Genomic DNA, 13,476 nt, shown 5'->3' on the forward strand with positions numbered 1-13,476 from the left:
ATGCCCCACACCCGTAAACCAAATTCAGACGCGTGACACTAGCTAGCCCTGCTCGACCACGTTGTTGCCGCCGCTCTTGCTGATCTTCGGCGAGCCGGAGTGGTAGGTGATCTTGTTGTTCAGGCCGGATGCGTCGATGGTGTCGGCCGTGTCTACGGTGACGATGTTCTGCAAGCCGGACACCGTGACCGTCGCGCAGTGACCGGTCAGGGTCACCGTGTTGGAGATGCCGCTGACGGTGACGGTGTTGCCATTGCAGGTCACGGTGCGGTTCTCGTTGATGCCCGAGACCACCACCTCCTGGCCGGCCGGTGCGGTCGCCGAAGGTGACGGCGCCGAACTCGGCGCGCGGGTCTTACCGGTTTGCGGTGCCGTGGCGCCGCCGGTGGCGGCGGTCGCCGACGTGGTAGGCGTGACGGCGGTTTCGGTGTCGGAGAACTGGCGGGCGACGTAGGCGGCGATGCCACCCACCAGCACCAGCACGCCGACGATGGCGACGGCGGCCAGAATCCAGAACCACCGGAACCCCGATGACGATCGGGGCGTCGCACCGGGGTAGGGGGTGGGGTAGCCATAGGGCGGGGGCCCACCGGGCCCCATCGATGCGTTGACCGGGGGCGGCACCGGCCCCGGCGGCGGCGGCGGCGGATAGCTGTAGCCGCCGCCGCTGTCAGAGCCCAGTTCGGATGCGCGCGCCGCGTCTGCCAGCGGCTGCTCCAGCTCGCGGATCCGGGCTTCCGGGTCGTCCTGCGGGTTCATGGGCAGATGTTCCCATATCCACAGCACGGGCGAATAGGCTCGCGTCCGTGCCCGCATTGCCGAATCGTCAGGTCCTGTTGCGCCGCCGTCCCGCTGGGCTCGTCCAGCCCGACGACACCGAACTGGTCACCCGTCCGGCGCCGGCGCCCGCGGCCGGGGAGGCACTGCTGCGCACCACCTACGTGGGCCTGGACGCTGCCGTCCGGACCTGGCTCGACGACCAGCCCAGCTACCTGCCGCCGGTGCAGATCGGCGAAGTCATCCGGGCCGCCGGAATCGGGGAGGTCGTCGAATCCCGTTGCGACGCATACGCTGTCGGCGACATCGTCACGACACTGACCGGCTTCCAGGAATACGTCATCATCCGCGATGACGTGTTCAGCACACCGATCCCGGGCGAGGACGACCAACTGGCCATCATGTCGGTGTACGGCCCCACCGGGGCCACCGCCTACTTCGGCATGACCGACATCGGCCGACCGCAGCCGGGGGAGACGGTGGTGGTCTCGGCCGCGGCGGGCGCGACCGGATCGGTGGCGGGACAGATCGCCAAGATCGCCGGGGCCCGGGTGGTGGGCATCGCCGGGGGCCCGGCCAAATGCCGAGCGGTGGTGGAGGACTTCGGTTTCGACGCCTGCATCGACTACAAGAACGACGACCTGGCGGCCGCGCTGAAGCAACACTGCCCGCGCCGGGTGGACGTCTATTTCGACAATGTCGGCGGACCGATCCTGGACGCGGCGCTCGGGCGGCTGGCACCCAAGGCCCGGGTCGTGCTGTGCGGGGTCATCTCCAGCTACCTCACGGGGGAGCACCCGGGACCGGCCAACTACGTCAACCTGCTGTCCAAGACCGCGCTGATGCAAGGGTTCAACGCACTGGACCAGTGGGGTCGCTTCGACGAGGCCTTCGCCAACCTGCGCAGCTGGGAAGCTCAGGGACGGCTGCGGCACCGCCAGACCATCTTCGACGGCATCGAATCGTGCGTCGACGCCCTCAACGGACTATTCACCGGGGCGAACATCGGCAAGACCCTGGTCAAGGTCAGCGATCCCGGCTGAGTCGCGCGGCACACGTCGCCAGACTCCGCGCAGCACCGGGCGGGCTGCTATCGTCCCTTGCCATGCCACAGATGGACCGTCGCCGCATGATCATGATGGCGGGATTCGGCGCGCTGGCAGCCGCGATCCCGACCCCCCCGGCGGGTGCAAGCCCGTCCCGACCGGCCGCTCCGGTCCCCGCGCCGGCCGCCCCGGCCGCGGGCGCGTCCGGCGCGTTCATCTGGCACGACGAGTTCGACGGTCCGGCCGGCTCGGCCCCCGACCCGTCCAAGTGGGCCATTTCCAATCACCGCACGCCGATCCGTAATCCGGTCGGCTTCGACCAGTCGCAGTTCTGGGGTCAGTACCGCGACAGTCGGCAGAACGTCTTCCTGGACGGCAACTCCAACCTGGTGCTGCGCGCCACGCGCGACGGCGGCGGGGTCTTCGGCGGGCTGGTCCACGGTCTGTGGCGGGGCGGCGTCGGCACCACCTGGGAAGCCCGGATCAAGATGAACTGCCTGGGGCCGGGCATGTGGCCCGCCTGGTGGTTGTCCAACGACGATCCGGGCCGCAGCGGTGAGATCGACCTGATCGAGTGGTACGGCAACGGCACCTGGCCGTCGGGCACCACAGTGCACGCCAACCCGGACGGGACGGCGTTCGAGACGCACCCGATCGGTGTGGACGGCGCCTGGCACAACTGGCGCGTCCGCTGGGACGTCACCGGCATGTACTTCTGGGTCGACTACACCGACGGCGCGCCGCCCTACTTCTCGGTGCCGGCCACCGGCATCGAGAACCTCGACGAGCCCTTCAAGGAATGGCCGTTCAACGACCCCGGCTACACCGTGTTCCCGGTGCTGAACCTGGCGGTCGGCGGATCCGGTGGCGGTGACCCCGCGGCCGGCAACTACCCGTCGGACATGCTCGTCGACTGGGTGCGCGTCTTCTAGTTACTCAGATACAGGTTCCACAGCCCGTCAGCGCCCTGGCGGCAATCCCAATGCGTGTAGGCGCCGTCGTTGTGCGTGATCTCGACGTGCGGGCCGTCGGCCTGGCACGCGGCCAGCGTCGAATAGGTGCCCTCTACCTGCACTTCGTCGGCGTTGGCAAGGCCGACCGCGGTGGTCATCAGCCCGCCTGCTGCCGCGAGGATGCCGGCGGCGACAACGGTCTTCATGGGAATCCCCTTCCGGACTTGTTGCTCCGATGAATTGCCCGAGCAGGGTCTGACGAAACCTGGGCCGGGATTTCGTTCGAACGTATGATCGACAAATGGGTCGCCTGGCGTCGATCGGATACAACGGGCAACCGCTGCGCGGCCCGTTCCGCGTGGTGCGTCCGCCCGTCGCGGTGCTGGTCGACCTGACCGCGCTGTTCCCGCGCGAACCACACCGGTCCGGCCGCTACCACCCCAGCGGTTTGCAGCTGCACAAGGTGGTGGAGGGCACGCTGAGCTGCTGGGGTATCTGCGAGCAGGGCGACTGGTGGGGGCTGGTGACCTATCCGGTGCAGTTCGGGGCCAGGCAGAAGGCGGTGACGCACTGGGTGCCGGCCTGGACCCTGCGCCGGAAAGGCGAACGGACGTGATCGTCCGGGTGGATGACCATCGAAACCTCGTCGCTGAGTCCGCATCCCGGCGATCCGAGCCGAATGCGCTGACGCGTTAAGGTTGGCCTGGTGAACCTGCGGCCGACGCGACCACTGCACAGCATCAAACAGATCACCCGCGGGCTGGGGGCGCTGGATCGCGAACTGTTCGAGGCCATCGCGGAGACTCCGACGCCGCTGCTGGACACGGCGATGCCGCCGTTGACCCGGGCGGCCGACCATTCCAAGCTGTGGTTTGCCATCGCCGCAGTCCTGCTCGCGACTGGAAAGCATTCGGCGCGGCGCGGCGCGGTGCGGGGACTGGTGACGCTCGGAGTGGCCAGTCTGTTCACCAACCAGGGCGCCAAGCGGATTCGGCAGCGCCCACGTCCGCGTTACGAGTCGGTCCCGCTGATCAGACGGCCGCGCCGCCGGCCGACCTCGAACTCGCTGCCGTCCGGGCACTCCGCCAGCGCCGCCGCGTTCGCGGTCGGTGTGGGTCTGGAAAATCCGCCGCTGGGCTTCGGTTTGGCCGTGCTGGCGGGTCTGGTCGGACTGTCGCGGGTGGCCACCGGCGCCCACTATCCCGGCGACGTCGTGATCGGCTTCGGCATCGGGGCCGGCATCGCCGTCGCGGGCAGTCGCCTGGTGCCGCCGATCGTCGAGACCTCGCTGCCGAAAACCGAACCGCTGTGGGTTCCGGTGCCGGAGCGGCCGGACGGCTCGGGCATCGTGCTGGTGGTCAACCCGGCCTCGGGCAGCGGCACCGGGGCCCGCGTCCTCGAACAGGTTCGTGCCGAACTGCCGCAGACCGAGATCGTCGAACTGGTGCCCGGTGAAGACCCGATACCGGTGCTGCGCGACGCCGCCGCACGTGCCGAGGTACTCGGTGTCGCCGGCGGCGACGGCACGGTGTCCGCGGCGGCGGCCGTCGCCGTCGCAGCGCAGCTGCCACTGGCGGTCTTTCCCGCCGGCACGTTCAACCACTTCGCGAAGGACATCGGCTGCGACACGGTGACCAAGACCGTGCAGGCGGTCCGTCGCGGCAGCGTCGCGGCGGTGGACCTGATGTGCCTCAACGAAAGCCACATGGTGGTCAACACCGCCAGCATCGGCGCTTACCCCGCGTTCGTGCGCAGGCGCGAAAAGCTGGAGCGGCGCATCGGCAAGCCGCTGGCCGGGTTCTACGCCATGCTGAGCACGCTGCGCAACGAACAGCCGGTGCGCATCCGCTACGACAACAAGACGCTGCAGACATCGCTGTTCTTCGTCGGCAATTCCCTTTATCTGCCAACGGGATTCGCGCCGGCCCGGCGGACCAGGATGGACGACGGACTGATCGACGTGCGCATTCTGGAAACCGGCCGGCGGCTGGCGCGCACCAGGATCGTGGCGGCCCTCGCGCTGGGACGGTTGCAACGCAGCCCGCTGTACCACGAGATGCAGGTGCCGCAGTTCACCTTCACCGCCGTGGACGGGCCGACGGTGATCGCCCACGACGGCGAGGTCGGCGACAAGTACGACGAGGCCACGTTCATGTCGAAATATCGGGCGCTTCCGGTTTATCGGCCGGGTGACTGACGCTCATGTCGACACCGTCGTTCACGCCGGCCGCAGGCGACCCGAAGTACACCAGGTATTACGACACGGTCATCGCGCTACTGACCCGTGAGCAGCGTTGGCGCTCGGCCGCGATCGCGCAACTCGGTCTGCAGTCCGGTCAGCTTGTTGTCGATATCGGCTGTGGCACAGCATCTTTGGCGATCAGAGTGAAGCAGGCGCAGCCGGACGCGCGGGTGATCGGGGTGGACCCCGACGCGCAGATCCTGGACATTGCGCGGGACAAGGTGCGCAAGGCCGGTGTGGACGTGGAATTCGTGCACGCCATGGGCGACCAGGCGGCCGAACGCGTCGGGCCGGGCAGCGCCGACAGAGCGGTGTCCAGTCTGGTGCTGCATCAATGCCCGGTGCCGATGAAGAAGGCGATCATCGCCAACATGTTCGCGCTGCTGCGGCCCGGCGGCGAACTCGTCATCGCCGACTACGGATGGCAGCGCAGCGCGCTGATGCGGTTTCTGTTCCGGGGCGTGCAACGCGTCGACGGCAAGGCCGATACCCAGCCCAACGCAGACGGCATCCTGCCGGAGTTGATCGGGCAGGCCGGCTTCGTGGACGTCGCCGAGAAAGCGGTTATTCCGACGGTGACGGGATCCTTCTCGATCTACCACGCGCGTCGGCCGGATTGAATGATCCGGCTATTCAAAACAGCCGAAATGCGCAAAGATCGTCCTAGCTGAACGCATATGTCGGGGGTGCGGCTCACGCGTTTCCAGCAACCGTGCGAAAGGACCCGCCCATGAAAACGATGCTGCGACTCGCCACACCCGCGCTGGCCGTCCTGGCCGTGGTCTGGGCGCCATCGGCGGCGGCCGACCCCAACAGCTTCCTCGACGAGCTGCAGGTCAACAACGTCCACCTGCCGAACAAGACTCCGGCCCAGACGATTGCCGCGGGCAACCAGGTGTGCAGCGACCTGCGCGGTGGTGCTTCGGTGCTGGACGAGATGACCAAGGTCGAACAGCGGTACGGCTTCAGCCAGGGAACGTTGTTCGTCAGCGCCTCGACGACCAACCTCTGCCCCGACTTCGCCAACCACTGATTCAGCGATGCGCTGTGGGCAACAACTGCAGCAAGACGCTGGCCGTGCTCTGCGCGCTGGTGTTGGTGTGCGCGGGGTGCAGTAAGGGCGGCAGCAACCAACCCGCCGCTTCCAGCCCGGGTTCGAGTGCCCAGCCGAGCGGCGGCAAACCCGGTGCCGGGGGACCGTTGTTCGACGGGAACCAGCCGTTCACCAACAACGTCAGCGGAGCCAAGGTCTCCGCGCGCAGTGCCGCCATCATCGCCGCGCTCAGCAACATGGGTGGTTGGGGCAACGACAACGTTTTCCAGGTCGACTTCTCCATTCCGCTGTTCTTCGCCGACAAGAACTCACCACGCATGCAGGTGGTCGCCGACGACAGTTACTGCGACGGCGGGCCGGACTGCGACAAGGTTCCGGCCAAGATGCCGGTGCCGGCCGGCGCCCATTTCGAGGGTTCGTCGGATTTGAGTTGCGACGTGACCGGCAGCACCGACGGCCAGAGCGACTGCCACCTGTTGGTCGCCGAACAGTGACGAGCACAAGCTGTACGAGATCTATCTGGGCGGCAAGAAGGGCGATTCGATAACCGCGCACGCCTTCTTCGTGTGGGATTTGAAAAAGAAGTACCCGGAGACGCTGCGGGGTGACCAGTGCACCAGTGCCGACGCCGCCGGGTTCCCGATCGCTGCGCTGCTGCCCACCGCCGACGAAGTCGCCGCGGGTGCGGTCAACCACCCGCTGCGATTCATCCTGCCCAATCCCCGGATGAAGGCGAAGGTGTACGTGCGTCCGGCGACGCACGCCGGCGGCCCGGACAGCGAGGACCCGAACGCTCCTCCCTACGGGGTGCGGTTCCGGCTCAAGGCCGACTTCGACGAGTCACCGTTCTCGGCCTCGGAGAAGGTGATCATCAAGGCGCTCAAGACATATGGGATGCTGCTGGCCGACGGCGGGCAGATACCCCTGACGTTCGCCGACGATTCCAACAACACCGCCAAATGGGAAAGCCTCGGGATCACCGCCCAGTCGTTCAGCAAGGTCGGGGTGGACAGTTTCGAGGTGGTGGAGTCGGGCCCGGAGGTTCCGCTGACCTACGAATGCGTGCGTAATCCCTGAAGCTGCCGAATCGAGTACCGCGCTACTCAGTCGATCCCGGATGCCGGACCGCACGCTGATGCGGTGTCCGACGTTCTGAGCGAGCGTGAGCAAGCGCTGCGCAAACTCCCGCTGCCGTACTCGCTGGCCCTGCGGCTGCGCGACGCCGGTGTCGCGCGGGAAGTGATCTGCGAATACGTCGGTGTCGAAAACGGTTCCCTCGACGGTGTCTATCGGCTGGCTGAGGCGAAACTCATTGCCCTGCAACAGTAGCGGCGCGAGGTTCAGAATCGGCTTCCGTCAGTTGCGTAGCGGGCTACGCTATCGGCGTGCGTCTTTCGTGGCCGCTGATCGGACGGTCGCAGGAATTGGCGGTCATCGAAGCCGCCATTTCCGACGCCACGGCGTCCGGAATCATCGTCTGGGGCACCGCCGGCGTCGGAAAGAGCCGGGTGGCGCATGAAGCACTCGCCGCGGCGGCCGCCGAAGGGTATGAGATCCGTTGGGCGGTCGGCAGCGCATCCGCGCGATCGCTTCCGTTGGGGGCCTTCGCTTCGTGGGTGAGTCTGCCGGATCCCGACCACAGCCAGCTGGTGCATCTGGTCCGCAACGTGATCGAGTCGCTGACCGCCGGAGCGCCCCGCACACCGGTGGCGGTCGCCGTCGACGACGCGCATCTGCTCGACGACTTGTCGGCGTTCGTCCTGCACCAGATCGTCGAACGTCGCGCGGCGAAAGTCCTACTGACCATCCGCAGTGGCGAGCCGGTTCCCGTTGCGGTGCAGGACGTGTGGCGCGGTGCCGCATTCGAACGGCTCGACCTGCAACCCCTCTCGGCCGACGAGGTCGCCACGCTGTTGTCGGCAACACTGGACGGTCCGGTGGATCCCGCTGCCGCGCAACGCATTTGGAAACTAACCCGCGGCAATGCGCTGTATCTGCGCAACATCGTCGAGCAAGAGGTGTCCGACGGACGGTTTGCTATACGGCACGGTTACTGGCGCTGGACTGGTGAACCCGTCGTGCCGCCCAGCTTGGCCGAACTGATCGAGTCGCGGATGGGCACCCTCCCGGGCGCGGTCGGCGAGGTGGTGGACGCGCTTGCGGTGGGGGAGCCGATCGAGCTGGCGTCCTTGTCGCGGATCACCGACCCGGTGGCCGTCGAGGAAGCCGACGTGCGCGGCTTGATCACGCTGGCCACGGTCGACGGCGGCGTGCAGGTCCGGCTGGCCCACCCGCTGTATGGCGAGCTGCGCCGCAAACGGGCCGCGCCCACCAGATTGCGCCGACTGCGGGGCCGGGTCGCCGAAGAGTTGGCCGCGTCCCCGGAACGCGACGAGGCGCGAATGGTGGTGCGGCGCGCGGTATTGAGCGTCGACTCCGACCTTCCGGCAGACCCGGGCTTGCTGCTCACCGCGGCCGAGGGCGCCATGTTCCTGGCCGATGCTCCGCTGGCCGACCGGCTGGCCGAAGCGGCGATCCAGGCGGGCGCGGGAGTGCAGGCCTACCACATCCGCTCGTTCGCGCTGGCGTGGCAAGGCCGCGGCGAGGAGGCCGACGCGGTGGTGGCCGCCACTCCGACCGAGGGCTTCAGCGTGGCCGACCACGTGTACCTGCTCGGGCATCGAGGCTTCAGCAAGCTGTGGGCACTCGCCGATCCCGACGGCGCGAAGCGACATTTCGACGAAGCCGCCGGGATGGCGACGGCGGACACGCGCAGCTGGTCCGACGCCTACCTGACCGTTTATTGGGCGTCGATGGCGCAGCCTGCGAAGGCCCGGGAGTTCGGCGCCGGCCTGGATCTCGAGCAACTGCCCGGAATCATGAGCTCGGCAGCGGCGTGGGCGCTCGCCGTGGCGCACGGGGACGCGGGGTGCGCTGCGGAGGCCAGCCGGGCGGCTGAAATCGGTTATGCCTATGCAGAGCGCGTGGGCACGGCCGCGCACATGCGGCTCCTGATCGTCGACCGGCATGTCGGCGCGCTGCTGCAGTGTGGCCGGTTGACTGAGGCGGGTTCGCTGGCCGAGCAGGCGCGCCGGCAGACGACCGACGTTCCCGGTGTCGCCCAGCAACTCAGCATGGGGATCCGGGGCCGGGTCGCCGCCGCGTCGGGCCGACTGGACGAAGCAAGGGCGCTGCTGGGGACCGTGGTCGAGTTGTTCATGGGCGATTCCAACGGATTTCGCTACCGCTACCTCGTTCCGCTCACCACGGCGCTGGCCATGTCCGGCCGGACCGACGAAGCGGCCGCCGCGCTCGACGCAGTCGAAACCGAACACCACCGAAGTTACGGCTTCGTCGAGTATGAACGAGAACTCGCCCGCGCCTGGCTGGCTGCCGCCCAGGGTGTCGTCAGTGACGCGATCAAGATCGCCTTGTCTGCCGCCGAAAAGACGTGTGCGAGAGGTCAATTCGGCTCCGAGGTGGTGTGCCTGCAGACCGCGGCGCAGTTCGGCGACGGCTCGGTCGCGGTCCGGTTGGGGGAGCTGGAAACGATCGTCGAGGGTCCCCGGGTAGCGGTGGCCGCCAGGTTCGCTGCCGCGTTGAATGCGGGTGACGCGGCCGGATTAACCTCGGTGTCTGAGGAGTTCGAAAAGATGGGCGACCTGGTGGCCGCGACGGATGCGGCTGCCCATGCGGCAATCACCTACCGCCACAAGGGGTTACGAGGATCGGCGCTGGGTTGCTCGACGCGGGCCGACGCGCTGGCCCAGCGCTGCGGCGGGGCGTCGACGCCCGCGCTACGGCAGGCCAGCACGCGCGTTCCGTTCACCGTGCGGGAGCATGAGATCGTGACGCTGCTGGGCGAGGGCCTGTCCAGCCGTGCGGTGGCCGAACGTCTGACGCTGTCGGTGCGCACCGTCGAGGGCCACATCTATCGAGCCATGGCCAAGACCGGCGTCTCCAGTCGCGAGGAACTCGCGGCCCTGCTACGACGCTGACGTCAGGACTCGTCGAGATATGCGTCGGCCCACGCGCCGATGATGCGTCCGGCCCGGCGAGCTTGGCCGCGGGCGGTGAGCAGATGATCGGAGCCCTCCAGGGAAACGAAGCTGCGCGGGTGACGGGCCAATCGGAAGATCTCGCTGGCGTTTTCGATGTCGACGGTGTTGTCGGTGGGTGAGTGCAGGATCAGCAGCGGCAGGCGCAGGCTCTTGATCCTGTCGTGCAGATGGGCCGCGCGGACGTCCTCGACGAACGCTCGTTTGAGGGTCAGTGTGCGCCCGCCCACCATCCATTCGGCTCTGCCCTCGGACAGACAGCGGTCCACCACCGCGTCGTAGTGCTTCTCCACGTGGCTGGGGTCCACCGGCGCGGCTACCGTTACGACCGCGCGGACACCGGGCACCTGGTGTGCCGCGGCGAGTACCGCGGCGCCGCCCCACGAGTGCCCTACCAGGATGTCGGCAGGCGTGCCGCGGTCCGCCATGAACTCGCAGGCCTTGACGATGTCGTCGACCTTGACGGTGAACGACCCGTCTCCCCAGTCGCCTTCGGAGCCATTGAGTCCCAGCGCGTCGAAGCGCAACATGCCGATCCCGTCGGAGGCCAGTTGCTTGCAGATGCGAGCCGCCGCCGGTGATTCCTTGCCCAGGGTGAAGCCGTGGGCGAACACACCCCAGCCGCGCGATTCCTGTTCCGGCGGGTCGACGATCCCGGCCAGGTTCGGGCCCGTGGAACTCTCGAAGGTGACGCGTTCGCCCATCGTCTATCGCCTGTGGTCGTACCGTGCTCGTGACAACGCGCGGCGTCAGTGCGTGGCCGCGCTGAGTGCGAAGAAACCCCGCAGCGCCTCGGCGATCTGGGCCCGGACGGGGGCTCCGGACACCACCATGTCGACCATCGTCAGCGACAGATGCGTGTGCCCCCTCGCCCGCACGAGCTCGGTCGGAACCCCGGCTGCCGCAAGGGCTTCCGCGTACGCGATACCTTCGTCGCGCAGCGGGTCGAACTCCGCCGCCACCACGACCGCCGGTGGCAGCGCCGACAGATCCGGGGTGCGCAACGGGGCGATCCTCGGGTCGGTGCGGACGTCCGGGTCGGCGTACTGGTCGAAGAACCAGGCCATCAGCGGGGCGGTCAGACCGTAGCCCTCGGCGTTCTCGAGGTAAGACGGTCGGGTCTGGTCGGAATCGGTGACCGGAGTGAGCAGGGCCTGCCCGAGAATGGTCGGCCGGGCCGCCTCCCTGGCGAATTGGCAGACCACGGCGGCGATTCCGGCGCCCGCGCTCCAGCCGCCGACGACGAGCTGGCCGGGAATGCCGCCGAGTTCTTCGGCGTGCTCGGCGATCCATTGCGCAGCGGCCCAGCCGTCTTCGAATGCCGCCGGGAATCGGTGTTCGGGGGCATGTCGGTAGTCCACTGACACGATGAGCGTGTCGCTGCGCACGCACAGGTCGCGGCACAGCGGCTCGTCGGATGCCGCGTCGCCGAGAACCCAACCGCCGCCGTGGAAATAGACGACGACGGGATGCGGACCCGGACTCGCGGGCCGGTACAACCGGTAGTTCAGCGGGCCGGCAGCGCCGGGTAGCGTTCCGTCGACTATTGCGCCGACGTCGGGGCCGGGTGGGCGCGCGAGGTTGGTCTCGTCCATGAAGGCCCGTATCCCGTCGACGCCGAGCGACTCCAACGGCGGCAGGTCCAACAACGCCATCTGCTCCAGCACCATCTGGACGTCGGGCTGCAAGCGGCGGATTATGCCGTCGTTGCATTGCGAACCGTCCTGGCCGGACAACCGGAAACCCAGGTAGTCGCGAGCCACCAACTCGTCGCACGCCACCCGGTAGAAGTCGACCCCGGCGGCGTAGGCCATGAACACCCGCGGCTTGCCGGGGATGTTGGCGCCGACGTACCACGAATTCGCTTGCGGGAACAGTGTTATGGCTGCCGCATCGGCCACGTGCTGCATCCAGCCGGCCTCGGCGAGCACGGTGGGTTCGATCCGGTCGAAGCCGCGGTTGCGCAGATACGTCAGCGTGTCGGCGACGAAGTCGACGTGTTGCTCGATCGACACCGCCATGTTCGACAGCACCGAGGGGCTGTTGGGGCCGGCGATCAGGAAGAAGTTCGGGAACCCTTCGGTGGTCAGCCCCAGGTACGTGTCCGGACCGTTCGACCATTTTGTCTTCAGCTCGAGTCCGTCGCGGCCGACGATGTCGATCGCCGCGACCGCGCCGGTGATGGCGTCGAAGCCGGTGGCGAACACGATCGCGTCGAATTCGAAAGACTCACCGGCGGTGTCGATCCCGGTGCTCGACACGCCCAGCAGCGGCTGCTGCTGCAGGTTGACCAGCCGCACATGGGGCAGGTTGAACGTGGCGTAGTAGCCGGTGTCCAGGCACAGTCGTTTGGCGCCGACGGGATAGGTGGTGGGGCACAACGTATCCGCCGTCTGTGGATCGTGCACGATGCCGCGGATCTTGGCGCGGACGAAGTCGGCGAAGTCGGCGTTGGCCAGCGGGTTGCTCATGGTGTCGGCGTAGAGATTGAGCACCTCCAGCAATTCGCCGCGCCGCCAACACTCTTCGTATCGTCGCTGCCTTTCCTCGAGGGGCACCGAGAACCACGGGGTGATGGTGCGTTCCACCGGCACCCCGCCGAACGAGTACCGGGCCGCCTGCCGGTAGGCACCGTCGTCGGCGAGCGCGGCCAGCTTGTCCGGTGCGATCGGACCGTTGTGCGCGGGGATCGAAAAGCACGGCGTCCGTTGGAATACCGTGAGCTGCGCGGCCTGCGCCGCGATCAGCGGGATCGACTGAATCCCCGACGACCCGGTGCCGATCACCCCGACACGTTTACCGGTGAAGTCGACCGGCTCATGTGGCCAGCGACTGGTGAAATACACCTCACCGGCGAAGTTCTCGATGCCGCGGATGTCGAGCTCTTTCGGCACCGACAGGCAGCCGGTCGCCATGATCAGGTAGCGGCAGGTGATTTCGCGGCCGTCGTCGGTGCGCACATGATACCCGGGCAGATCGTCGTCCCAGTGCGCGTGGGTGACCCGGGTGCCGAATTGCATGTCGCGACGAAGGTCGTGCTTGTCTGCGACGTGGTTCAGATACCGCAGGATCTCGGGCTGGGTGGCGTACTTCTCCGACCACTGCCAGTCCCGCGACCACTCCGGATCGAAGCTGAACATGTAGTCCAGGCTCGGTATGTCGACGCGGGCCCCCGGGTAGCGATTCCAATACCAGGTGCCGCCGATATCGTCGCCCGCCTCAAAGATGCGCATCGAATGGTCCGCGCACCGCAAGCGATACGCGGCGTACAGGCCCGCGAAGCCGGCGCCCACGACGACGACGTCCACATCGGTGTGGTGTACATCACTCATGCGCCCATCATTGG

At 67.7% G+C, this 13,476-nt stretch carries 14 protein-coding genes; 10 read left to right on the forward strand and 4 right to left on the reverse strand.

Annotation, left to right across the window (positions count from 1 at the left end; translation table 11 throughout):
* Positions 1–42: 42 nt before the first annotated feature.
* On the reverse strand, positions 43–759 hold the full coding sequence (locus AC5Y46_RS23050; protein WP_499993268.1) for a DUF3060 domain-containing protein: 717 nt from the start codon (positions 757–759) through the stop codon (positions 43–45).
* Positions 760–806: 47 nt separating this feature from the next.
* Here AC5Y46_RS23050 and AC5Y46_RS23055 point away from each other — a divergent pair, with 47 nt between their 5' ends.
* Complete coding sequence (locus tag AC5Y46_RS23055) at positions 807–1,820, forward strand: NADP-dependent oxidoreductase (protein ID WP_499993269.1); 1,014 nt, start codon at positions 807–809, stop codon at positions 1,818–1,820.
* Positions 1,821–1,882: 62 nt separating this feature from the next.
* Entirely contained in the window at positions 1,883–2,755 is an 873-nt protein-coding gene (locus tag AC5Y46_RS23060) for a glycoside hydrolase family 16 protein (protein ID WP_499993271.1), read from the forward strand.
* Here the strand turns inward: AC5Y46_RS23060 and AC5Y46_RS23065 are convergent.
* On the reverse strand, positions 2,752–2,982 hold the full coding sequence (locus AC5Y46_RS23065) for a hypothetical protein (RefSeq protein WP_499993273.1): 231 nt from the start codon (positions 2,980–2,982) through the stop codon (positions 2,752–2,754). The genes AC5Y46_RS23060 and AC5Y46_RS23065 overlap by 4 nt on opposite strands.
* 95 nt (positions 2,983–3,077) lie before the next feature.
* On the opposite strand from AC5Y46_RS23065, the gene AC5Y46_RS23070 reads away from it, so the two are divergent.
* From AC5Y46_RS23070 to AC5Y46_RS23105, 8 genes are all read left to right on the forward strand, one after another.
* Entirely contained in the window at positions 3,078–3,392 is a 315-nt protein-coding gene (locus AC5Y46_RS23070; protein ID WP_499993275.1) for a hypothetical protein, read from the forward strand.
* A gap of 90 nt (positions 3,393–3,482) precedes the next feature.
* Entirely contained in the window at positions 3,483–4,973 is a 1,491-nt protein-coding gene (locus AC5Y46_RS23075) for a bifunctional phosphatase PAP2/diacylglycerol kinase family protein (RefSeq protein ID WP_499943938.1), read from the forward strand.
* A gap of 5 nt (positions 4,974–4,978) precedes the next feature.
* The gene (locus AC5Y46_RS23080) at positions 4,979–5,638 is read left to right on the forward strand and encodes a class I SAM-dependent methyltransferase (protein WP_499993276.1); all 660 of its coding nucleotides are present in this window, start codon (positions 4,979–4,981) and stop codon (positions 5,636–5,638) included.
* A 110-nt stretch (positions 5,639–5,748) separates the two neighbouring features.
* Positions 5,749–6,051: a DUF732 domain-containing protein gene (locus AC5Y46_RS23085; protein ID WP_499943936.1), complete on the forward strand. Its 303-nt coding sequence runs from the start codon at positions 5,749–5,751 to the stop codon at positions 6,049–6,051.
* Positions 6,052–6,065: 14 nt separating this feature from the next.
* Positions 6,066–6,566, forward strand: coding sequence for a hypothetical protein (locus AC5Y46_RS23090; protein WP_499993277.1), 501 nt, complete (start codon positions 6,066–6,068; stop codon positions 6,564–6,566).
* Between the two features lie 70 nt (positions 6,567–6,636).
* Entirely contained in the window at positions 6,637–7,149 is a 513-nt protein-coding gene (locus AC5Y46_RS23095; RefSeq protein WP_499993278.1) for a hypothetical protein, read from the forward strand.
* A gap of 63 nt (positions 7,150–7,212) precedes the next feature.
* Positions 7,213–7,401 carry a hypothetical protein gene (locus tag AC5Y46_RS23100; protein WP_499943934.1) on the forward strand — a complete coding sequence of 63 codons (189 nt, stop codon included), beginning with the start codon at positions 7,213–7,215 and terminating at the stop codon, positions 7,399–7,401.
* Positions 7,402–7,457: 56 nt separating this feature from the next.
* Positions 7,458–10,070, forward strand: coding sequence for a LuxR C-terminal-related transcriptional regulator (locus AC5Y46_RS23105; protein WP_499943933.1), 2,613 nt, complete (start codon positions 7,458–7,460; stop codon positions 10,068–10,070).
* A gap of 2 nt (positions 10,071–10,072) precedes the next feature.
* On the opposite strand, the gene AC5Y46_RS23110 is transcribed toward AC5Y46_RS23105, so the two are convergent.
* Positions 10,073–10,834 (reverse strand): alpha/beta hydrolase family protein, encoded by a 762-nt coding sequence (locus AC5Y46_RS23110; RefSeq protein ID WP_499943932.1) that lies wholly within the window; start codon positions 10,832–10,834, stop codon positions 10,073–10,075.
* Positions 10,835–10,879: 45 nt separating this feature from the next.
* Positions 10,880–13,462, reverse strand: coding sequence for a flavin-containing monooxygenase (locus tag AC5Y46_RS23115; RefSeq protein ID WP_499943931.1), 2,583 nt, complete (start codon positions 13,460–13,462; stop codon positions 10,880–10,882).
* Positions 13,463–13,476 lie beyond the last annotated feature (14 nt).

The organism is Mycobacterium sp. NGS59, from assembly GCF_059812345.1.